This is a genomic window from Streptomyces sp. NPDC028991 (assembly GCF_055564775.1).
Map to the genome: position 1 here is coordinate 1 of NZ_JBVHVP010000044.1, position 21,174 is coordinate 21,174.

A 21,174-nucleotide genomic window follows, 5' to 3' on the forward strand; every position below is an offset into this window, starting at 1 on the left:
AACACAGCCCACTCAGCATCCGAAAGCTCATGACGACGCACCACGACAAGCATGATCCCTCATCACTTGAGCACCTTTGAAGACGACTCCTAGGAGGGATCGCCTTGGACGAGCAGGACGACCAGTGGATCGATGCTACGGCGCCGGCTTTGTTGGCGGCGGAGTGGGGGCGGGTCCCGATCGAAGCTTTGACCGTCCGGCGGCCGGATCTGTCGCTGGCGATGGTCTACCGGGTGCAGGTGGCGGTGGTGGCCCGGCAGGTCGCGGACGGCGCCCGCGTCGTCGGCCACAAGGCCGGGCTGACCTCCCGGGCCATGCAGGAGCAGATGGGCGTCGGCGAGCCGGATTCGGGCGTCCTGCTGGATCACATGATGCTGCCCGCCGGCAGCACGCTGGCCCGGTGCGCGCTGATGCAGCCGCGGGTCGAGGCGGAGATCGCGTTCCGGGTCGGCTGCGACCTGACGGGCGAGAACGTGGGCTTCGAGGAGGCGCGGGCGGCGGTGAAGGAGGTGTTCCTCGCCCTGGAGGTGATCGACACCCGGTTCACCGGCTGGCCCCTCAGGGTCGCGGACAGCATCGCCGACAACGCGTCCTGCGCCCGGGTCGTCACCGGGCCGAAGGTGCCGCTCAGCGCGGACATGGACCTGGCTGCCGAGCAGCTGGTCGTCAGCGTCGACGGCATTGCCGTCGCCACCGGGGAAGGCCGAGCCGTCCTCGGCCACCCGCTCCACGCTCTGGCCTGGCTCGCCGGGCGGCTGCACCGCTGCGGCGACAGGCTGCGTGCCGGACAGCTGGTCCTGGCCGGGGCCGTGCACGCCAGCCTCCCGCTGGAGGCCCCAAGCACGGTCCGCGCCCACTCGCCCCATCTGCCGCCGGTCGAGCTGCACCTCCGCTAGTGTCCTGCGCCAGTAGTTGATCGTTAGTAGTTGTATGACTTCTGCTGCTGGTGCGTCAGTTCCTCGTCGGGGCCCGAAGCTCGAACCGTTGCTGCTGTCTGATGACGAGCGGGCAGTGTTGGAGCGGTGGACGCGTCGGTCGACATCGGCCCAGGCGCTGGCCCTGCGGGCGCGGATTGTGCTGGCGTGCGCGGGGCCGCAAGTGCCGCCGATTGTCGCGGTCGCCCGTGATCTGCGGGTGACCGCGGACACCGTCCGCAAGTGGCGGCGGCGCTTCCTTGCCGAACGGCTGGAGGGTCTGGCCGACGAGCCGAGGCCGGGCCGGCCGCCCATCATCAGCGTCGATCAGGTGGAAGCGGTGGTGGTCACCACGCTGGAACAGGTGCCGAAGAACGCCACGCACTGGTCGCGGAAGTCGATGGCCGAGCACAGTGGCCTGTCGAAGTCCACGGTCGGCCGGATCTGGCGCCAGTTCCAGCTCAGGCCGCATCTGGCGGACACGTTCAAGCTGTCGACGGACCCGTTGTTCGTGGAGAAGGTCTACGACGTTGTGGGGCTGTACTTCAACCCGCCCGAGCATGCGGTGGTGCTCTCGGTGGACGAGAAGTCGCAGATTCAGGCCCTGGACCGGTCCCAGCCGGTGTTGCCGATAATGCCGGGCATGCCCGAGCGGCGCACCCACGACTACGTCCGCAACGGCCTGACCACCTTGTTCGCCGCCTTCGGCGTCGCCACGGGCGAAGTCATCACGGCCCTGCACCGCCGGCACCGGGCCGTGGAGTTCAAGAAGTTCCTGATCCGGATCGACAAGGAGGTGCCCGCTCACCTGCAGGTCCACTTGATCGTGGACAACTACGGCACCCACAAGACCCCGGCGATCAGGGCCTGGCTGGCCAAACACCCGCGGTTCGAGCTGCACTTCACCCCGACCGGCTCGTCCTGGATCAACCAGGTCGAGCGGTGGTTCGGCTACCTCGCCCACCAGATGATCCGCCGCGGTGCACACAAGAACATCCAGGCCCTCGAAGCCGACATCCGCGCCTGGGTCAAGGACTGGAACGAAGACCCCAAGCCGTTCATCTGGACCAAGACAGCCGAAGAGATCCTCGACTCCCTCGCCCGCTTCTGTCGACGGATCTCTGGCGCAGGACACTAGCGGCCGACCTGGGCTCGGAAGCCGTCCCTTCAGTGCCGACCCGCCGCGAGAGAGCAGCTGACGAGCTCGGCCACTCGCGCCGCTGTGACTGGCTCATAACCGGCTTGATCGGGTTCGTGTCCTGGTGATCGAGTCGAGGGTGCCAGAAATCGATCGAGGGCCACTGAGGTTTCCTCAGAGGCTATGGAGTCACACCGGGTCCGGCAGGTCCATGAGCGCGAGTTTGGCCGGGTCGACCACGGCGGTGATCGCCGTGATGTGGCCATCGGCGACGGTGAAGACGAGGAGCGAGAGCGGGGTGCCGTCTTCGCGCCAGCAGATGACGCCGGGGTGGCCGTTGACGGTCGCCGCATGTCCTCGTGCCGCGCTACCGGCCACTCGCGCGCGGGTGGCGACTTCGGTGGCCCCGAGCGTGACGAACGTGCCGTTCGGGGTGTGGACGGTGAACTTCACTTCAGGGTGGAGAACCTGCAGCAACTGCTCGAACCGGCCGTCGTGGGCTGCGGCCAGGAAGGCTTGGACCACCTCGCGTTGTTGTCGTCCGGCGCTTGCCGGCTGCTGGGTGGCCTGTACCTTCCTGCGGGCTCGGCTGGCGAGCATTTTGGTCGCGTCGGCGGATTTGCCGAGAATGGTGCCGATCTCCGCGAAGGGCACGGCGAATACGTCGTGCAGCACGAACGCCAGTCGTTCGTCAGGGCGCAGCGAGTCGAGGACCGTGAGAAGCGCGAGGCCGACGGAGTCCCCGATTGCCGCGAGGTCTTCCGGGGCGGGAGCGTCGTCGAGCGTCACGGTGAATTCGGGTAGCTGGTCGTCGAAGGAGATTTCTGGGCGTGTCCGGCCCGACCGCAGGACATCGAGGCTGATGCGGCCGACCACGGTGGTCAGCCAGCCGCCGAGGTTGTCGATGGTGGCGGTGTCCTGGCGGGACAGACGCAGCCACGCCTCTTGGACCACGTCTTCCGCATCGGCATGTGATCCGAGCATGCGGTAGGCGACGGCGCGGAGCCGTGCACGGTGGGACTCGAAGGCATCGGCGATCGGGTCCGTGGGGTGGGTGCCGGCCATGTTGTTACCTCTCTGGAAGCTGCTCCGTCATAGGGATGACGCGCGCAGGCGCCGCAACGTAACCCGATGAAGGAGAGCACTCCCGTATGGAGAACCGGCTCAAGAACAAGAACACGAACAACCCCGATGTGTGGACCGCGATCCAGCACCTCCAGAAGGCGATCGCCGCCGGGGGCGTCGACCCAAAGCTGCTCGCGCTGGTCCACCTGCGCGCCAGCCAGATCAACAGCTGCTCGGCGTGCGTCTACGCCAGTGTCTCCGGAGGGAAGAAGGCTGGTGACACCGACGAGAGGCTGCACAACGTCGCAGCGTGGCGCGAGGCGCCGTTCTACACCGATGCGGAACGCGCGGCACTGGCGCTGGCCGAGGCCGCCACCCGGCTGCAGGACGGTGCGCCGGGCGTCACCGACGAGATCTGGGAAGAGGTCAACGCCCACTTCACCGAGGAGCAGATCGGCGCGATCAACCTGGAGATCGCGCTGACCAACTTCTTCAACCGGATCAACCGCACCATCAACGAACCGGCTGGCAAGACCTGGGGCTGAGCCCAGCGTGGCTCTTACCCACTGAGGCTTCGCCAGTGGGTAAGAGCCACAAGGCCGGGCAGGCGTGAAGCCCTGGTAGGACTGTCCGCCAAGATCATGTCCGCTCGAACCAGAGGCTTCACGTTGGTCACCTATGCTGCCGCGCTCGACGTCCCGCGCCACATCGTGGAGTTCCTCGCCCGGTTGCTGGCCGCCCACCGGCGCGGGATCGGCACGCCGAAGGGCTCTCGCGCCCTGAGCCCGTTCCGCCAGGCAGTACTGGTGCTGCGCTGGTTCCGAGAACACGGCTGCGTGCACTGCCTGGCCCGGGACGCCGGGATCTCGCAGGCCACCGGCTACCGCTACCTCCATGAGGGCATCGGCGTGCTGACCGCCCAAGCTCCTGATCTGCACGAGGTGTTGGACCACTGCCGCGCCGAGGGGATGACACACGTGGTGCTGGACGGCACGCTGATCGCCTGCGACCGGCTGGCCGGGGTCCGGGAGAACGGCAACGACCTGTGGTTCTCCCAGAAGCACAAGAGCTTCGGCGGCAACATTCAGTTCCTGGCCGCGCCGGACGGCACCCCGTTGTGGGTCTCCGATGTCAAGCCGGGTTCTACCCCGGATATCACCGCAGCCCGTATCCACGTGCTGCCCGCGCTGTACAAGGCCGCCGCCGACGGGCTTCCCACGCTCGCCGACAAGGGCTACATCGGTGCTGGCATCGGCATTCACGTGCCGGTACGCCGCCCCAAAGGCCACTCCGAGACCGCCCTGGACCGAGGAACTCGCGCCACGAAAGCGCTGATCAGACACGTGAGGGCTCGCGGCGAGCGGACCGCGGCGGAACTGAAGGAACGCTGGCGAACCCTCAAGCATGTCACCCTCAGCCCCAGCAGAATCGGTGACATAGCCCGCGCCGCACTCGTCCTCAACGGGCACTGGAAATGACCTTCACTGAGAAAACCTCACTGACCGAGACCCTTGGGGGAACATTGCGGCTCGACTCTGTCTTCTCGCGTACCAGACCGAAAGCCAGACTGCTCATCGGCGCCGTGGCGGCAGCTTTGCTGATGTCACAGATGAGTGGTGCTCCCGTCCATGCCGAAGAGGGGACGGCTGACCTGGAGATGGTGTCTTCTGTGGCACCCGTAGGCGCTGACCTGCCCAGCTTGGAACAGGCCCAGCAGGAGTTCGACTCCGGCCGTCAGCTCATACAGCCGAGTCATCTCGGTGATGAACCCATGGCGGCCATGGAAACGGTGGGGCCTGCAGCCTCGTACGCACCGAAATCCTCAAGCCCATCGGGGGAACGGCCCCTGCACCGCGAGCCTTGAGCACCACTACGGCGGCTGCCGGCCTGTACCCGGAACCTGCCCACACGATGACAGCGGCAGAGTGTGAGAAGGGGCTGGGGAGGGATAAGAAGTTCTTCATCAAGTCGCGTTTTGCTGTCTGCTCGGGGGCCCAGTTCATGCAGACCTGGGTCCGCAACGGCACGCCTGTCGGCCAGAGCTCCTTCGTACTGCTCGCCATCGGCACTGTGGCGAAGGGCAGTCGCACGATGGAGGTCCAGTGCCCCTACACCCACCTGGACCAGACGGGCGTCACAGGTGTGAGCGGACTGATGATCACGCCTTCGGTGGTCGTGCCGCAGAAGTGGCCGGCCACCGCTCAGACACACCAGGGCGGTCTGATACCAGGAGCGCAGAGCTGGGCCGCGCTCAAGGCCCAGCCGACGCCAGGCTTCCTTCACACTCTGACGGTCAACAAGGGTCAGGGCTCCAAGCCGGACGACACTGTCTTCGCGGTCTACCAGCCGTCGGTGAGCCTCAAGCCCACCGGAGGCTGGAGGATGACGGGCGCGCTCTCCGGCACACTGTTCTTCCTGGCACCCGGCTGGGATTCCGCCAGGTACATCTCCAGCAGCGGTGGCGCTGTCTTCAGCTATGTGGTTGCCATGCCGTTCAGCACCAAGGCCGGTGCCAAGGAACGGTTGGCCGCCCAGCACATCAAGGATGCCTACACCACGCCGAAGGCGACCAAACCAGTCAACAACGCCAAAAGCCTGCCCGGACTCACTGCTGACCGGCCGCTGAACCGCTTGTACCACGATGCGCAGCGGCGCAAGGACAACCGAAACGAAGCCATCAAAACCTGCAAGAAGTACTGGGGCAACAACTACGCCAGTGGCGGCAAGGAATGCGACGAGTTTCCCTTCGCCACCACCTACCAGGGCGCCGCACAGGCGTTGAAGAAGTACGACCCCCAGCAAAAGGCACCAAAGGACAACTTTTCGGCCAGGCCCATACCCAAGGAAGACAACGGCGCGGGTGGCCGGCTCATGGCTGACTTCTACCGTCTCAACCGCATCATCGACGGATCCGACGACGGGTTCCTCATCAAAATCACCTGAACAGTTCCGGGGGCGGGCTGTGGGGAGACAGGCGCACAGCCCGCCCCCGGCTCAGACGGGCCAGAACTGCAGCAGGAACCGCTCCACCCCGACTGGACCTTCCTGCTGCGCCAGTTCCCGCACACGCCGTCGGCCGGCCACCTGAACCCGCACGCGCCACCACGTGTCGGGCCTTCCCAGCTCGATCACCGGTTCGCTCGGCCCACCGTACGACCACAACATCACCTCACCAGACCTGCAGTACCACTCAGCATCCGCGCTCCCCTCCCAAGCGCCCACTTCCGCCTGAGGGGGCTCCTCGTCCCAGACCTCCGTAACGAACGCGGCCTGGTGCGTGTGACCACCGGTGCCGATACGCAGATGCCGATCCGTAGAGAGGAGAAGGCCCGCCTCCACTGGGTCAGGGCTCTCACCAGGATCCGCCTCGTCAGCATCTTCGGCCCACAGCGCGTAGAACTCAACGTCGACTGCGAGCTCCTGACGCCTCAGCAACACCATGCGTGATTCCTTTCCGCGGCCGCGATTCAGACACTACCGGGCAGGGAACTCGCGATATGAAGGCTGGCCTCTCCGTCCATGTGTGCCGGCGCCTAGCCAGCGGGCGCCGAGGAATGGCTGCAAGCACAGGGGCCCTGGCTGCTCCGCAGGGCCTACTGTACGACCTCTAAGGGCTCGCAGAGAATCAACATGCTGGTTTGATCTTCGTAGGGTTGCTGCTGGCGAGGAACGCGGTGACGTCAGCGGGTGTCCAGAACCTGGCCGTCGAGGGTCGAACGGTGTAGCCGTGTTCGGTCAGGAGAGGCTGGACCTGGTGAACGGCCCTGGTGAGGGTGCTGGTGTTGACTCCGAAGAGCTGGGAAAGGAAGTCGCGGGTGCCGAGTTTGCGCAGGTAGAGCACGGTGGCCAGGACTCTGTCGGCGGTTGTCAGCTTGTTTTTGGCCCCAGCGCCCCGGGCACGGATGCGTTCGCCTGCTCGCTGTCGGAGCCGGTCTTGCTCACGTAACTCGTCCACCTTCTCGGTCAGTTGGTCGACGAGTTCGGCCAGCGCCGGTTCGGGCATTCCGGTCAGCTCCGGGTTGCGTAGGCACCCGGTGCAAGGCTGCGGGGACGTGCTGCCAGCCGGCCCTGGGGACGTGGGTGCACTGGTGGGGTCGCGAGGTCGGGAGTGGAGGGTGTAGTTCCAGTCGCCGTGGAATTGGTGCCGGTGCATGGCCAGGGCGTCGATTTCGCTGTCGGTGACCTTGATGCCGGTGTCGTAGGTGCCCGGATCGAGTTGGGCGTGGACGGTCAGGCCGGCGCGGGTGGTGGTCGCCGCGATGCTGTTCACGACGACGTCGTGGCTGGTCAGCGGCCGGCCGCGCCAGTTCATGGAGAGGTGGGAGAACAGCCTGTGCTCGATCTTGTTCCACTTTGAGGTGCCCGGCGGCATGTGGCAGACCGTGATGTCCAAGCCCGTCTCGGCGGCCAGGGCGGCGAGTTCGGTCTTCCAGGCGCGGGTGCAGTAGCCGTTGGACCCGCCTGCGTCCGCAGTGATCAGAAGACGGGTGGCGGCCGGATAGTCGTGCCGGCCCCGGGCCTGCCACCAGCGGCGGATGGAGGCGACGGCGAACGCGGCGGTGCCGTGATCACTGCCGACGCCGACCCAGCCGGTGTTCGCGGCGAGGTCATAGATCCCGTAGGGGATCGCCTTGCCCGGTCCCTGCCGGTCCAGGAAGTCGTGCATCTTGACCAGGACCGGCTCACCGGCCGGCCGCCACTGGTGGCCCGCGTTCTTGTAGTCGCCGACGAGTTCCTTCTTCTTCGCCTCCACGCTGATCACCGGCTGGCCGGCGCCCATGTGCCCTCTGGCCTGCTCGTTGATGTAGCGGAACTGGGCGTCACGGTCCGGATACTGCCTGCCCTCGATGGTCTTGGCTCCGGCCTGCAGGCTGAAGCCCCCCTCCCGCAGCAGGTCCCCGACCGTGTCCGCGCTCACCCGGTGCCCGCCGTGGGTGAGCTCGGCCGCCAGGCTCCTGGTTGATTTCACCGTCCAGCGCAGCGGCGACATCGGACCGCCCCGCTCGCCGGGTTCCACCAGCGCCAGCAGCGCGGGCCGCACCCGGATTAAGGTCCACGGCCTTCTTCCGGCCACCACCGGGCCTGCGCATTCGGCCAAGAGGTTCCTCGCCGGCCTCCAGCTCGTCGACGCCCTTGCGGACCGTCGTCTCGCTGACCTCAGCTGCCCTCGCGACCGCCCGGATCCCGCCGTGCCCCAGGATCCGGGCCTCGGCCCCCAACACCAGCCGCCGCTGCCGCTCGTCCAGATACGGGAACAACACCCCGAACTTCACAACGAGTTGACGGCGGACCTCGTCAGAGACGCCCATACCACAACAACGATCCGCATCACGGGAAGCAACACCTTGTTTCTCTGCGAGCCCTAACGACCTGACTCGCGATTGATCCGACGGCTCCTGACCTGGCCGGGCGTCCGCTCGGCACGTTCACCAGTCGAGCAGATCCATGGAATTCCGACCGAGCCAGTCCGTGAACGACACAGGCCGACCGTCCAGGTAGAGCGGGAGGATCTGGTCACAGGTCGCGCGGCCGTCGAACCACATGGTGCCTCGGTTCGGACCAGTGACGACGAGCAGGGTCGAGAAGCCACAGCCATTGTCCCGGATGAACACGGCGCCGGACGTCTTGCGTCCCTGGAACACCTCGTACTCCGCATCCCACTGTTTCCATGCCTGCTGGTAGGCATCATGGTCCGGGAAGTTCTCTTCCAGCGGCTCGCGTGCGTCCAGCTCGTCTTCGTAAGCGCGGTAGGAGTCAGGATGTGGGAAGGCAATGGTGAGCAGGTCGTAGTTGGTGCTTGAGTCTCCCTGCCAGCCTCAGCCTGCCGCGGTTCGGCATAGGCGGTTCATCACGCCGCCAGCGCTCTGTCGGAGCAAGTACTCCCGGTACTCGACGGGAAAGATAATGCCCAGTTCCGCCTCCGCCTCGCAGACCTGTGCTTCGGACAGCGGCGCTGGGGAGGACTCCTGCCCCAAGGACGGGTTGCTGAACTCGTCAAAGCGTCGCCCATGGGCCAGGCGTTGGGCTTCCGCTATCCAGTCGATCGTCATACGGGTGAGGGTAGGCAGGAGCGACCCACTGGAGTCTGCCGTGACATGACGACGCCCGTGTGGGTTCTTGGGGTGTCCAGATCAAGAAGGCTCGTGACGCCATGTCCCACCGTGCGTTCTGCGGGCTTTCGGCCCAGCATCGCTCGCACCGCGCTGGGACGCACGGTGCGAGTCAGGACGGCAGCAGCGGCGGCACGGGGCCCGGAGGCGGAAGGCCGGCGCCGGGCCGAAGTACGTGCTGGTCTTCACCGACCGGGTCCTGGTGACGCTTGTTCACCTGCGGACTGGGCTGACTCATGAGGCGCTCGGTGTGATCTACGAGGTGGGCTCTTCCACGATCGGGCGGGCGATCGGCGAGATCCGTCCACTGTTGGCGGCGCGTGGGTTCGCCGTGCCCGACCGGCCCGGCATCCGGCTGCACACGCTGGACGACGTGTTCGCCTACGCCGCGGCCGAGAACATCACGTGGCGCATCGACGGGACCGAAACCCAGGTCCGCCGCCCGAAGGCCCACTCTCCGGGACGGCGGGCGTTCGTCTCCGGCAAACGCAAGCAGAACACGATCAAGACCACCACGATCAGCGACCACCAGGGGCGCACTCTGTGGTCCGGCGCCGTACGGCCCGGCCGGATGCACGACCAGACGGCGGTCCGCACCGAGGGCATCGCCGAGCGGTTCCGGATGCATCCGGCGGTGAAGGCCGAGGTCGACGACGGGTACCGCGGTCTGGCCAACGAGTTTCCCGACCAGGTCAGCGCACCCCCGAGCAAGCCGAAGGACATCGACAATGCGTCCCTTACTCAAGGGTACGGATGGCGCGAGTTGCGACGCCGGCAATCTTCTCGTCGGATCTGCGTCGAGCACGCCAACGCCGACCTCCGCCAGTGGCACCCACTACGGCGGTACACCGGGCGCCGCGAGACCTACGCCGAAACCCACCTGGCCATCGCCACCCTGGTCTCCGACCGGGCCGCTCGGCGCGCTTCGGCGTCGACTTCACCCCGCTGCGCGAGCAGGACCTGACCGCCGCCGGTCTCGTTCAGGCTGCCTGACCGACCGCGAGTTGTCTTCTCTCAGTGAAGGCAGTTGCCACGGATGCCGCTGACCTGTGTGGGCTTGATTGACTGAGACAGCCGTCGCGTCCTGGGATGCCCCACTCGCCGGGGACGCCCCGGCGGCGACGGCGAACAATTGCGCCGGGCCGGCCGAAAGCTCCCGAACGAAGTCGGCTGGTCCGCCCGGCCATCCAGCGTTCGGTGGCCGGGCGGACCAGCGGCCGGCCATGCCGACATCGGTGCGGCCTGCCGGGCCGTCTGTTGGTCGCCGCCGTGTACTTCAGGTTTCCGATCCGGAACCTCAGCTGTTGGCCAGTGCGCGGTCGAGAAGGGGGAGCAGGCGGTCCCAGTGGCGCTGCAGCCCGGCGGGGTTGAAGGCGTCGGTGTCGGACATGGTGAACCCGTGGACGGTGCCGGGGTAGATCTCGGAGGTGTAGTCGACCTTCGCGGCGTCCAGTGCCTGGTTGAGCTCGCCCAGGGCCTCGGGTGTCAGATCGCTTTCGGCATGGCCGAAGTGGACCTGGGCGGTGATCTCGGCGAGGGCGTCGAGCCCGTCCGCGCCCACGGGACCGTGGAATGCGGCGACAGCGGCCACCTGGCCGGGGTGAGCCGCTGTGGTGCGCATCGCCAGGAGGCCGCCTATGCAGTAACCGGTCACCGCGACCGGCCCGGCGGCGACCTCGGGCTGGGTGGTGAGGAACCTGAGGTAGGCGTCGGTGTCACTCAGGCCGCGTTCGGCGGTGTGCGCCTCGATCAACGGCATCAACTGGGCCATGATCGCGGGCCGGACCTCTTCTCCGATGTGCTCGGGAAGGTCGATCACCGGTGCCGGGCCGTGCCGGTAGAAGGTGTTGGGGACAAGCACGTAGTACCCGTGCCCGGCCAGTTCATGGGCCATCTCCCTCAGCACGGGCCGGATGCCGAAGCCGTCCGCGTACATCAGTACACCTGGGTGCTGCCCGCCGTTGTCGGGGAAGGCGGCGAAGGCGTCGGCCTGACCGTCCGTGGTGGGAATCTGCAGCGTCTTGATGGGCATGAATTCTCCTGTCGTGGTTGATGTGTAGAGCCTGTGATCAACACGACAGAGGCGGAGCCCGCGCAGCAGCGCAAGTGCCTCGATCGAACAGCGGGCCCGCACCGGCCCGTACGGCGCTCAGAGGAGCGCCGGGTCACCAATCCGTGTGTGGCGCAATGCCGTCCCGGTCGTCATGGCCGCACAGCCTATCCCACCGGGCAAAAGCCGACGTCGGCACCCCAGTTCACAGCGCGGTCCAGCTCAAGCACCGCAACCTGAACCTGCTCGGCCGCTGCCGCTACAGCTTCGCCGCCAGCGTCCCGGCCACCGGCGCCCTGCGACCGCTGCGCGATCCGGACGCGCCGGAGCTGGACGAGGACGACGGCGGCGAGATTAAGACACGTCGTGCAGACCTTGCAACGCGCTGATCGGCGCCCTCACACCCACCAAGATCGTTCTTACCGATAACTGCTGTACCGATGTTCCAAGCGCCGCCAATTGCATCTGATGCGAACTCGCGACGGTTCGCGAATCGTCGTAGTCAACGGCAGCCACCAGCGTGCTGACCATGGATTTTGGCCCCGCCTGCTGGTGGCGACGGTAGCGATGGGCGTGGTGATGGCGCCAGTCCGTGTCACTCGTCTGGCTGACTGACCTGCGTTTGTCCGTCGACTCGCGTCAGATGCGGTTTTCTCGCAAACGACGCGAGTGACGAAGGATGGAAGGATGGTGGGCCGGTGGGGTTCAACGGGTCGATCCCAGGTGCGGCACGGCTGCACCTGGTGGACGGAGTCGCGCTGCTGCGGCCGGAGGAACAGGTCTTCACCGCGATACTGACCGGGTTCGCCAACCAGCAGCTCGCGCGGAACCTGGCCCGGACGACGGTGGAGGGCCGGGAGAACACCGGTCAAAGCGTTCGCCGCGTACGTGAACACCTACCCATGCCACTGGACGCCGGCGATGGTCGACGAGTGGCTCGGCGACCTGCGATCACTGCGGGACCTGCGCCGTTCCACGATCCGGTCCTACTCGGAGGCGGTCCGGGCGTTCTGCCACTTCGTCACCGACCCGGTCTACGACTGGGCGACCACGTGCGAGGAACGGTTCGGCACCCACCCTGTCCAGGTCGTTCACGAGTGGAACACCGCCGTGCACGTCCAGGACAACGAGGCCGACGCGAAGAAGCGGGCGTTCACCAAGGCCGGGCTGCACGCGTTCTTCAAACACTGCGACGACGAGGTCGCCCGGATCAGGGCCTTCGGCCGCAAGGGCTGGCTGCCGGCATTCCGTGACGCCACCCTGTTCAAGACCGCCTACGCCTACGGGCTGCGGCGCAACGAGACGCGGATGCTCCACGCCGCCGCCTTCGGCCGCAACCCGCACGGCGCCGAATACGGCGAGTTCGGCCGCTGCCAGGTCCGGTTCGGCAAGGTCAAGAAGGGCTCCCCGCCCAAGCGCCGCGGCGTACTGACCGTGTTCGGCTGGACCCCCGATGTCCTGGACGAGTGGATCACCGAGGGCCGCCCGCTGCTGGGCACCGACGGCAACCCCGCGGCCTGGCCCTCCGAACGCGGACTGCGGATCGGCTGCCAGCGCATCAACTCCCGCTTCATCGCCTACCGCAAGGCCCTGAGCCTGGACGACGGGCTGGACTACCACTCCTTCCGAAAGTCCTACGTCACCCACCTGATCGAGGACGGCTGGGACCCTCGCTTCGTCCAGGAACAGGGCGGCCACGAGCACGCCAGCACCACGTCCATCTACACCTGCGTCTCCTCGGACTTCCGCACCCGCACCCTGCGCCGGCACCTGGACGCCACCGTCGCCGCCGCCCTCCACGCCCAGAACGGGAAGCAGGCATGAAGCGCAAGGTCGGCTACACCTGGCGGTTGCGTGAGCTGATGGCCCAGCGCCACATCTTCACCGCGACCGAGCTTGTGCCGCTGCTGCGCGAGCGCGGCATCGACCTTTCCGCCTCCCAGGTCCACCGCATGGTCTCCGGCACACCGGAAAGGCTGTCGTTACGGGCCCTGTCCGCGCTCTGTGACATCCTCTCCTGCACCCCGGCGGACCTGGTGGCCACCACCGCCGAGAACGCCGGCGTCCGAAAGACCGCCACCGGCGACCTGCCCACCCCGCCCTCCAATGTCGCGAAGCTCCGGCCCCGCGCGGCCCGCATCCTGCCCGAGGCATGAGCCGCCCCTACGCCACCGACGAGCAGTACGAACGCTGGTACATGACCGAGTGCTGCCGCTGCGGCCAGCGCAGACACAAGGCCGGCACCTGGCCGGACGGCTACGTCTGCCGGACCTGTTCGGACCGCGCGCTGCGGACACGAGGCACCTGCCCCGGATGCGGCCAGGACCGTGCCCGCCCCGGACTTCGCCCCGTCGACGGCTCCGCGATCTGCACGACCTGCGCCGGCTTCTCCCAGACCTTCGACTGCTCGCGCTGCGGCTTCGAAGGCAAACTCCTCGGCGGCCGACTCTGCGAACGCTGCACCCTCACCGACCGGCTGACCGCCCTCCTGGACGACGGCACAGGCCGCGTCCGCCCCGCGCTGACGCCCCTGCTCACCCTGCTGGTGGCGATGGACAAGCCCAGAAGCGGGCTGGCTTGGCTGGAGATGCCCCGCGGCCAGCCGGGAAACGCCTCCCAGCTACTGCGGCGGCTCGGGCTCGGCGAGGTCCCTCTGACCCACGACGCCTTCCACGAACTCCAGCCCTGGGCGGGCAGCAGCTCACCTGGAAGGACTCCTGATGGCCAGCGGAGTCCTGCCCGCCGCCGACAAGTACATTTGCTCCTTCCAGCGATGGCTGCCCGGCCACCTGACAGACATCGCCGATCCCGAGCACGTCAAGACGATCGAGCTCTTCGCGACCTGGCACGTCCTTCCCCACCTACGGCAACGGGCCGATCGGAGTCACATCACGCCGAGCGTCCGCTGCTTCGCAGCCGAGCAGATCAAGCACGCGACCGCCTTCCTGCGGTGGCTCAGCACCCGGGACAGCACCCTCTCGTCCTGCGGCCAGCTCGACATCGACGCCTGGTTCGCCGAGAACACCGAACACGGCCGCACCTGTCTGAGGGCCGTCCTCAACTGGGCCAAGCAGAGCCGCCGCTGCCCACACTCCAAGTCCGTCCCCAGACCACCAGCCGCGTCCTCAGAGAGAGCGGTGGGATCTGGAGCCGATACTCTCCAGGAGATCACGCAAGGTCACCAACAGGCTGGGTTCCTCCCGGAACCAGAGAAGTTGGAAGCCCTCCAGTTCCGAGAGCCTGAGCGCGCATGAGTGCTTGCTTCGGGGCTACTGGGACGGCTACCCCTGGCGGAAGAATTCCTGCGCTTCGGCAGCGACGGTCTTCAGCTCTTCACCAGCGTCAATCACGGTCGTTACAGTGCACTCCCAGCCGCTGGAGAAGAGGTCGGCTCGCAGGGTCCAGCTCAGACACACGTGACCGCCCGAACCGAAAGTCGCTGTCACGACCAGCTCGTTGTTGACCCAAGACCGCTCGCCCTCCCAACCGCGGAAGTCGCGCACAAGACCGTCGAGAAACTCGGTCAGGTATCCCGCACCGTCCCAGGCAGACACGGTCACAGCACCGATTCGTGCGCGTAGGCCGTCATCGACAGCCTCCACGGCGCATACGACCTCGAACTCATCTGTCCGCGACCAGTCGAGCAACCGGATAGAGGGTGCTTGCGACCCCGCCCCCCGAACGACGAGCTCGACCTGCCCAGGAACCACCTCGATCAGGCTCACCCACTGAGGATAAGGACGCCAACGCGGCCCGGCCATCACCATTACGTCGCGGTGCTACGTCCCGTCGTCGGGGGCTCCACACCCAGATCCCCGCCAGGAGGGTCACGGTCAGTAGTGATTCCGGAGCCAGACTGATCAACTGGCGACAGTTGAATACGCGAGCCCACCAGTATCGGTCCCCTAAAGGCCCGTGGGTTCAGCTGAACTGAAGCTTTTTCAGGGGGAACTCGGGGGTCGGTCCGTGTGCGTCAGCTGGGGGTATCCGTGGGTGCGATAGGAATGTGTGTGGTGCGGCGTGGCTGCGCAGGCGGCCTATCCCTGGGCAGTGGGGCGAACGACGATGTCACCTACATCGACACCGTCCGGCTGTTCGATGGCGAAGGCGATGGCGCGGGCCACCGCGTCCGGCGAAAGAGCGGTTTCCATCATCTTGTCGATCTGGGTTTTCACAGCCGGATCCATGCGCTCTGCGAAGTCCGTGCGGACGGCGCCGGGCGAGACGACGGTCACGCGCAGGCTGTCGCCGGCCTCCTGGCGCAGACCCTCGGAGATGGTGCGCACGGCGTTTTTCGTGCCGGCGTACACCGACTGGAGCGGCACGATGCGCAGTCCGGCGGTGGACACGATGTTGACGAAGTGCCCGAAGCCCTGCATCCGGAAGACGGGGAGGGCAGCGGCGATCCCGTACAGGACCCCTTTGAGGTTGACGTCGATCATCTCCTCCCAGTCCTCGACGCGCAGGTCATCCAGACGGGAGATCAGACCGATCCCGGCATTGCTGACGAGGACGTCGAGCTTGCCGTATCGATCGCGTGCCAGCTTGACGAGGCCGGAAAGGTCCTCATGTCGCGTCACATCCGTGCGGGCCCAGGCGGCTTCACCGCCAGCCTCTTCGATGCGGGCAGCCAGGGCCTCAAGACGCTCCGGGCGGCGTGCCCCGAGGACGATCTTCGCGCCGCGCTCGGCGAGCAGGAGCGCGGTTGCCTCGCCGATGCCGCTGCTGGCGCCCGTGATCGCCACGACTTTGCCATCGATTCCCGACATGATGGACAGTCCTTCCAGGAGAGGAATGGGGGCGGGTATGCCCTACAGTGAAAGTGGAGGAGCCGCCACTTCATCCACACTAAGTGGCGGCGCCTCCACTTAGCAAATGGGGACAGGGGAGAACCATTGATGGCCCGAGATGCAGGGCGCCCGCTGAGGGCTGACGCACAGCGGAACCGGGACAAGATCCTGGCCGCCGCGGTGCGCGTGTTCACTGAGGAGGGACTGGATGCCCACTTCGAGCGCATCGCCAGAGAAGCGGGTGTGGGAACCGGTACCCTTTACCGCAACTTCCCGACCAGGGAAGCTCTGATCGAGACGGCGTACCGCAACGAGGTGGCCCGGCTGTGCGACGCCGTCCCCGACCTCCTTGCTGCGATGTCGCCGCCTGATGCCCTGCGAGCCTGGACTCGCCGCTTCATCGACTACGCCACCGCCAAACTCGGCATGGCCGACGCCCTGCGAGCCGTCGTCAACTCGGGAACCAATCCCTACGCCGACAGCCACGAGATGATTCAGGCCGCCCTCTCCTCCCTCATGGACGCCAATGCCGACGCCGGAACGATCCGGTCCGACATCAGCGCGACCGACATGTTCGCCGCCCTCGCTGGTATCGCCCTCACCTCGGCCAAGCCCGAGCAGCGAGAGCAGGCCGAACGCCTCCTCGACCTCACCCTGGACGGACTGAAACCTGCGCCGCCGGGGCCCCCCGAAAACTGACGGCAGAAGCCCGGACATCATCGAAGCTGCTGTTCAGCGGCCTGTTCCAGTAGTGCTCGCGCGGAGTCCGCCTACCGCATCGCGGTCTTGTCGTCGAGCGGGCAGAGCTGGACATGCCCGACGCCGGACGGGTAGACAATCACGCTATGCCTCTGGTGGACATGGTTCTCTTGGTCGAAAACCCGTCTACCAGGGGCTTCACCACGTTGTCAGGCCAACTGGCAAGCTGCCGACGCAGGTTGGAAAGGCTCACTGTCTGCGCCACTACCGCCAGAGCCCGTGGCAGCCTCGTTCGGACGCCCGTTCCCTGGCGATTCGTCGGGGCGTGTTGGGCAGGGGATGTCAAAGCCCTTCCCGCATGCACAGTGCTCCCTTCAGCTTCACGAGAGCCGCGGTCGGCGGCAGCGCCTGCACCACCGGAGACAAGTCCGCCAACAGCTCCAGACCTGCTGGTAGGCCTCCTCCCGGAGACGATCTGGGCAGCGCACATGCAGCACCGTGGGCATCCGTGTCCCGTCTCAAATGATCTGGTCCACGCCCAGGGCTGCGACCTGCGGCGACCACATCATTTGAGACGGTCGGTGATCTCGAATCTCAAGTGATCTGGATCGTCGTATGCGGATGCTGGTGCTCGTCTCAATCGACCTGGTCCACCGAAGCCGTTCCGGTGGCCCGTTCACACGTCGATGGTCCTTCTGGCGTGCTCAACGAACTGGCTGCGCTTTGTGGATGCGTGGTCCGGGAACCGTCTGATCCGCTGTGACTCCGGAACGGCTACCGGGGTGCCGGAACTTCCCCCGAGCGTGGTCGCATCCAGAGCAGCAATACAGGCCGAGAGGGATTGGGACAGCTCTCCCGCCATGCGCGCCAGCTTCTCCGGCCCTTCGATCTCCACAGTTGCATGGGCGTCGGCGAACCCCTCGTGGAGCACTGCCCTGGCGTGGCCGATGCCGTCACCTGCGGTGTCGAGGTCTATGCCTGGTCTGATCAGCTCGGCATCGGTGTTCTTCAGCTTGTTTTTCAACGACCGTGCCGCGCAACCGAGTTGAGTGCCCGCTGCCCTGCAAGGGCTGATGCGACAGCAGTGCGGCCTTGGTGTGATCATGTGCGTTGTCGAGACGCTGTTGATCATGCCAAGGCCGCGAGGGTGAGTCTGCTGTACGACGCTGTTCGCGTCGAGTCCCTGACCGTGTTGTCCCGGTTCCGGACCGACTTCTACGACTGCCTGACTGCCCGCGCGGACGCGTTGTTCGAGCTGACCGACGCGGTGCTGTGCACCGACGGGCCGGTGCGGTCGCTGGTCGACCTCGCGCTGGCGCCCGAGCACCGCCGGGGTCACGGCGCCCTCTACGCCGGTCTCAACCGCGGCCGGGTGGACGTCGCCCGGCTGCGGCGGGTCCTGGCCGAGGTGCCGCTGCCGAGGACCGCGGACGGTCGGCTGGTCCTGGCGGTGGACGTCTCGCCGTGGCTTCGGCCGGGCGCCGGCACCGTGCCGGACCGCTCGTTCTGCCACACCTACGGCCGCGGCAGCGCGAAGCACCAGATGATGCCCGGCTGGCCATACTCTGTCGTCGTCGCCCTCGAAAGCGGACGCACCTCCTGGACCGCGTTCCTGGATTCGGTCCGCCTGGCCCCCGGCGCCGACCTGGCCGCTGTCACCGCCGACCAGGTCCGCGAGGTGGTCGAACGGCTCGTCGCCGCAGGCCAGTGGACGAAGGAGACCCGGAGATCCTGGTCGTGCTGGACGCCGGCTACGACGCCCCGCGCATCGCCTATCTGCTGTCCGGCCTGCCCGTCGAGGTCCCGGGCCGGACCCGTTCGGACCGAGTGATGCGCCGCCCCGCACCCTCGCGGGAGGAGTTCCTCCGGTCCAACCCGAAGGGCGGACGGCCGCCCAAGCACGGCGGGGAGTTCGTCTTCGGCGACCCCACCACCTGGGGCACCGAGCAAGCCGCCACGGTCACCGCCACCCGCCTCTACGGCAAGGCCACCACCCAGGCATGGGACCGGCTGCACCCGCGTCTGACCCAGCGGGCCGCCTGGCTGGAGCACGACGGGCCGCTGCCCGTTATCGAGGGCACCGTCATCCGCCTGGCCGTCGAACACCTGCCCTCCGGCGGAATCAACAAGCCGGTCTGGCTCTGGTGGTCACGCACCGACGCCACACCCGCTGACGTCGACCGGTGCTGGCAGGCGTTCCTGCGAAGGTTCGACATCGAGCACACCTTCCGGATGCTCAAGCAGACCCTCGGCTGGACGCGGCCCCGCCTGCGCGACTCGGCCGGCGCCGACCGCTGGACCTGGCTGGTCCTCGCCGCCCACACCCAGCTCCGCCTCGCCCGGCCCCTCGCTACTGACCTCCGGCGGCCGTGGGAGAAGCCGGCACCGCCGCACAAACTCACCCCCGCCCGCGTCCGGCGCGGGTTCCGGAACCTCCGCACGACGACGGGCTCTCCGGCCGGGGCACCGAAACCCACCACACCCGGACCCGGACGCCCGCCAGGCTTGGAGAACCGGCGCCCCGCAACCCGCCACGACGTGGGACGAGTCCTCGCCGGCGGCGAGGCATACCAGCGACCGGCCCCATCACAAGGTCGGCACCAAACCCCGCAGGGCAGGCTGACAGGCAACACAGACGTCAGCACACTGAGCGCATGCGATATGAGGAGAAGGCGAAGATCGCCATCGTGAGAGTTCTTGTCCCGGTGGCTGTTTTCATCTCCTCACCGGTACTGCTGATCGCCGGAGCGCCGATCCGCCGCCGATACCTTCGCTACATCTACCGGGACGAGGCCCCACCGATCCTGGAAAAAGAACAGGGCAGGGTCAGCATCCACTGGTTCGTGGTCACCAGTTCCCTGTTCGCATGGCTCTGCTGGCCCACCGAGTCGCTCGTTCGTGTCATCTCACGCCGAGGTTAAACAACAAGTTCAGTGCCTGTTTGGGTACCTCAGAAGCCCAGATCAAGGCCGCTTCTCGCCTGATGCGGCACGAGTCGCCGTTCCGGGAAAACGTCACGGTGGCGGCAGACCAGAACGGCTCGCGCACCCGGAATGGAGTTATGCCGAGAAGGCCGATGATCACGGTGACCACCGTCTTCGTCCAGGCCGGTCCAATTACCAGTACAGCCCTGACGCGGGGGTTGAGGAACATCGGATCGAAACTATCTGCGGCGGGACCGGGCGCCGCCTGCTCAGACGCGGCGTGGCCAACCGGGGGCTGCACGGCAACGCTCGGTGCCCCGCTGCGCAAGCAGGGCACCGAGCGCTTCACCCTTCAGTCGCCACAGCAGGCCGACTGAAAGACGGCATTTAACTAATACGACAGCCGCGCGCGGCGACGGCCTCGTGGAGCTCTACCGTCGCCTTACTGGGGTCGGTGGCGGTGACGTCGCGGCCAGCCTTCACGATGCAATCCAGGTCGGCGCCCTCCGAGGGCGGGGGTTCGTCCGCCGCCAAAGTGCTGGAGGGGGATGCGGGCGCGGCAGAGGCGGCGCCCATGGCCAGGATTGTGGACGAGACCACCAGGGTCATCACAGTGAGTGTTCGCTTCATGACAGATCATTATGGTGCTGTCGATCCGACCAGCGCAGTCACACACGCCCGATCACGGAGAGTGCAAGCGCCAGCTCTTGCTCCGATGTTCTTCAACCCCGACGCCAGCTCCGGAGCAAGGCCCCGGCGTCGAGGCGGCGCAGGTATCCAAACAGGCACTCACCTTGTCATTTAACGAACGGCGTCGAACGCGGCTCGAACTTAATCGACGTTTTCGCAGTTCGGCGGACGTGTAGGCGGCCTTCGTCTGATCCTGTGCTCCGTCACAGAGTGGATCAGCGCGAAGGCCGTGGTCGTGAGTTTGGTGCATCAGGGCGTCCTGCGGGATGCGTTCGCGGAAGTGTCACACTTCCGGTCGGAGCTGTACGGGAGCCTGACCGCACGGGGTGACGCCTTGTTCGAGTTATGCGACGCGCTGCTGTGTACGGACGGGCCGGTCCGCACGCTGGTTGATCTCGCGCTTACTCCCGAGCACCGCCGTGGGCACGGAGGTCTGTACGGCGGGCTCAACCAGGGCCGGATTGACGTCGCACGGCTGCGTCGTGCCCTGGCTGAGGTGCCGTTGCCGAGGGCGGCGGACGGTCGGCTCGTGCTGGCGGTGGATGTATCACCGTGGCTGCGACCGGACGCCAACACCTGCGCTGACCGGTCCTTTTGCCACACCTTCGGCCGAGATGTGGGCAAGCATCAGATGGTGCCCGGCTGGCCGTACTCGGTGGTGGTCGCGCTGGAGACCGGCCGCACGTCCTGGACGGCGGTGCTGGACGCGGTCCGTCTGGAGCCCGGTGTCGACGTCGCCGTAGTGACCACCATGCAGATCCGTGAGGTCGTTGAGCGGCTTGTCGCGGCCGGCC

General features: G+C 66.9%; 23 protein-coding genes and 2 pseudogenes. 14 read left to right on the top strand and 11 right to left on the bottom strand.

What is annotated here, in order from left to right:
* Positions 1-104: 104 nt before the first annotated feature.
* On the top strand, positions 105-896 hold the full coding sequence (locus ACZ4V1_RS35200; RefSeq protein ID WP_468345033.1) for a 2-keto-4-pentenoate hydratase: 792 nt from the start codon (positions 105-107) through the stop codon (positions 894-896).
* Between the two features lie 34 nt (positions 897-930).
* Complete coding sequence (locus ACZ4V1_RS35205) at positions 931-2,052, top strand: IS630 family transposase (protein ID WP_468345091.1); 1,122 nt, start codon at positions 931-933, stop codon at positions 2,050-2,052.
* A gap of 189 nt (positions 2,053-2,241) precedes the next feature.
* Here ACZ4V1_RS35205 and ACZ4V1_RS35210 read toward each other — a convergent pair whose 3' ends face one another.
* Positions 2,242-3,117, bottom strand: coding sequence for a sigma-70 family RNA polymerase sigma factor (locus ACZ4V1_RS35210; protein ID WP_468345035.1), 876 nt, complete (start codon positions 3,115-3,117; stop codon positions 2,242-2,244).
* Between the two features lie 86 nt (positions 3,118-3,203).
* Here ACZ4V1_RS35210 and ACZ4V1_RS35215 point away from each other — a divergent pair, with 86 nt between their 5' ends.
* Both ACZ4V1_RS35215 and ACZ4V1_RS35220 read left to right on the top strand, forming a co-directional pair.
* Positions 3,204-3,662, top strand: a complete 459-nt coding sequence (locus ACZ4V1_RS35215) for a carboxymuconolactone decarboxylase family protein (protein ID WP_468345038.1) — start codon at positions 3,204-3,206, stop codon at positions 3,660-3,662.
* 123 nt (positions 3,663-3,785) lie between these two features.
* Positions 3,786-4,595: a transposase family protein gene (locus ACZ4V1_RS35220; RefSeq protein WP_468345094.1), complete on the top strand. Its 810-nt coding sequence runs from the start codon at positions 3,786-3,788 to the stop codon at positions 4,593-4,595.
* A gap of 125 nt (positions 4,596-4,720) precedes the next feature.
* Here ACZ4V1_RS35220 and ACZ4V1_RS35225 read toward each other — a convergent pair whose 3' ends face one another.
* Positions 4,721-4,873, bottom strand: a complete 153-nt coding sequence (locus ACZ4V1_RS35225; protein ID WP_468345041.1) for a hypothetical protein — start codon at positions 4,871-4,873, stop codon at positions 4,721-4,723.
* Positions 4,874-5,028: 155 nt separating this feature from the next.
* Here ACZ4V1_RS35225 and ACZ4V1_RS35230 point away from each other — a divergent pair, with 155 nt between their 5' ends.
* Entirely contained in the window at positions 5,029-6,060 is a 1,032-nt protein-coding gene (locus tag ACZ4V1_RS35230) for a NucA/NucB deoxyribonuclease domain-containing protein (RefSeq protein WP_468345044.1), read from the top strand.
* Positions 6,061-6,111: 51 nt separating this feature from the next.
* Here the strand turns inward: ACZ4V1_RS35230 and ACZ4V1_RS35235 are convergent, their stop codons facing one another.
* The 4 genes and pseudogenes from ACZ4V1_RS35235 to ACZ4V1_RS35250 all read right to left on the bottom strand — a co-directional run bounded on the left by ACZ4V1_RS35235 (position 6,112) and on the right by ACZ4V1_RS35250 (position 9,167).
* Positions 6,112-6,558, bottom strand: coding sequence for a hypothetical protein (locus ACZ4V1_RS35235; RefSeq protein WP_468345047.1), 447 nt, complete (start codon positions 6,556-6,558; stop codon positions 6,112-6,114).
* Positions 6,559-6,742: 184 nt separating this feature from the next.
* A pseudogene (locus tag ACZ4V1_RS35240) lies at positions 6,743-8,426 on the bottom strand (ISAzo13 family transposase).
* A 117-nt stretch (positions 8,427-8,543) separates the two neighbouring features.
* Complete coding sequence (locus ACZ4V1_RS35245; RefSeq protein WP_468345050.1) at positions 8,544-8,759, bottom strand: hypothetical protein; 216 nt, start codon at positions 8,757-8,759, stop codon at positions 8,544-8,546.
* Positions 8,760-8,933: 174 nt separating this feature from the next.
* Positions 8,934-9,167, bottom strand: a complete 234-nt coding sequence (locus ACZ4V1_RS35250) for an SMI1/KNR4 family protein (protein WP_468345053.1) — start codon at positions 9,165-9,167, stop codon at positions 8,934-8,936.
* A 262-nt stretch (positions 9,168-9,429) separates the two neighbouring features.
* Here ACZ4V1_RS35250 and ACZ4V1_RS35255 point away from each other — a divergent pair, with 262 nt between their 5' ends.
* Positions 9,430-10,191: a transposase gene (locus tag ACZ4V1_RS35255; protein ID WP_468345056.1), complete on the top strand. Its 762-nt coding sequence runs from the start codon at positions 9,430-9,432 to the stop codon at positions 10,189-10,191.
* A gap of 333 nt (positions 10,192-10,524) precedes the next feature.
* Here ACZ4V1_RS35255 and ACZ4V1_RS35260 read toward each other — a convergent pair whose 3' ends face one another.
* Positions 10,525-11,259: a dienelactone hydrolase family protein gene (locus ACZ4V1_RS35260; RefSeq protein WP_468345059.1), complete on the bottom strand. Its 735-nt coding sequence runs from the start codon at positions 11,257-11,259 to the stop codon at positions 10,525-10,527.
* A gap of 155 nt (positions 11,260-11,414) precedes the next feature.
* Between ACZ4V1_RS35260 and ACZ4V1_RS35265 the strand changes: the two genes are divergently transcribed.
* From ACZ4V1_RS35265 to ACZ4V1_RS35280, 4 genes are all read left to right on the top strand, one after another.
* Positions 11,415-11,666, top strand: coding sequence for a hypothetical protein (locus tag ACZ4V1_RS35265; RefSeq protein ID WP_468345097.1), 252 nt, complete (start codon positions 11,415-11,417; stop codon positions 11,664-11,666).
* Between the two features lie 499 nt (positions 11,667-12,165).
* Positions 12,166-13,101: a tyrosine-type recombinase/integrase gene (locus ACZ4V1_RS35270; RefSeq protein ID WP_468345062.1), complete on the top strand. Its 936-nt coding sequence runs from the start codon at positions 12,166-12,168 to the stop codon at positions 13,099-13,101.
* A complete protein-coding gene (locus ACZ4V1_RS35275; protein ID WP_468345065.1) occupies positions 13,098-13,433 on the top strand; it encodes a helix-turn-helix domain-containing protein in 336 nt (111 codons plus the stop codon). The genes ACZ4V1_RS35270 and ACZ4V1_RS35275 overlap by 4 nt, the downstream gene beginning before the upstream one ends.
* Before the next feature lie 564 nt (positions 13,434-13,997).
* Positions 13,998-14,531, top strand: a complete 534-nt coding sequence (locus ACZ4V1_RS35280; protein ID WP_468345068.1) for a hypothetical protein — start codon at positions 13,998-14,000, stop codon at positions 14,529-14,531.
* 27 nt (positions 14,532-14,558) lie between these two features.
* Here ACZ4V1_RS35280 and ACZ4V1_RS35285 read toward each other — a convergent pair whose 3' ends face one another.
* Positions 14,559-15,002 carry a DUF6228 family protein gene (locus ACZ4V1_RS35285; RefSeq protein ID WP_468345071.1) on the bottom strand — a complete coding sequence of 148 codons (444 nt, stop codon included), beginning with the start codon at positions 15,000-15,002 and terminating at the stop codon, positions 14,559-14,561.
* A 312-nt stretch (positions 15,003-15,314) separates the two neighbouring features.
* Positions 15,315-16,046 carry an SDR family oxidoreductase gene (locus ACZ4V1_RS35290; protein WP_468345074.1) on the bottom strand — a complete coding sequence of 244 codons (732 nt, stop codon included), beginning with the start codon at positions 16,044-16,046 and terminating at the stop codon, positions 15,315-15,317.
* 129 nt (positions 16,047-16,175) lie between these two features.
* Between ACZ4V1_RS35290 and ACZ4V1_RS35295 the strand changes: the two genes are divergently transcribed.
* On the top strand, positions 16,176-16,766 hold the full coding sequence (locus tag ACZ4V1_RS35295; RefSeq protein ID WP_468345077.1) for a TetR/AcrR family transcriptional regulator: 591 nt from the start codon (positions 16,176-16,178) through the stop codon (positions 16,764-16,766).
* Positions 16,767-17,442: 676 nt separating this feature from the next.
* Here ACZ4V1_RS35295 and ACZ4V1_RS35300 read toward each other — a convergent pair.
* Positions 17,443-17,790 (bottom strand): hypothetical protein, encoded by a 348-nt coding sequence (locus ACZ4V1_RS35300; RefSeq protein ID WP_468345080.1) that lies wholly within the window; start codon positions 17,788-17,790, stop codon positions 17,443-17,445.
* Positions 17,791-17,913: 123 nt separating this feature from the next.
* Here ACZ4V1_RS35300 and ACZ4V1_RS35305 point away from each other — a divergent pair.
* Positions 17,914-19,394 (top strand): annotated as a pseudogene (locus tag ACZ4V1_RS35305) (NF041680 family putative transposase); the annotation flags it as partial.
* A gap of 238 nt (positions 19,395-19,632) precedes the next feature.
* A complete protein-coding gene (locus ACZ4V1_RS35310; protein ID WP_468345083.1) occupies positions 19,633-20,067 on the top strand; it encodes a hypothetical protein in 435 nt (144 codons plus the stop codon).
* Between the two features lie 10 nt (positions 20,068-20,077).
* Here the strand turns inward: ACZ4V1_RS35310 and ACZ4V1_RS35315 are convergent, their stop codons facing one another.
* The gene (locus tag ACZ4V1_RS35315) at positions 20,078-20,299 is read right to left on the bottom strand and encodes a hypothetical protein (protein WP_468345086.1); all 222 of its coding nucleotides are present in this window, start codon (positions 20,297-20,299) and stop codon (positions 20,078-20,080) included.
* Positions 20,300-20,615: 316 nt separating this feature from the next.
* Between ACZ4V1_RS35315 and ACZ4V1_RS35320 the strand changes: the two genes are divergently transcribed.
* A partial coding sequence (locus ACZ4V1_RS35320) for a transposase (protein ID WP_468345088.1) occupies positions 20,616-21,174 on the top strand: 559 nt, incomplete at its 3' end.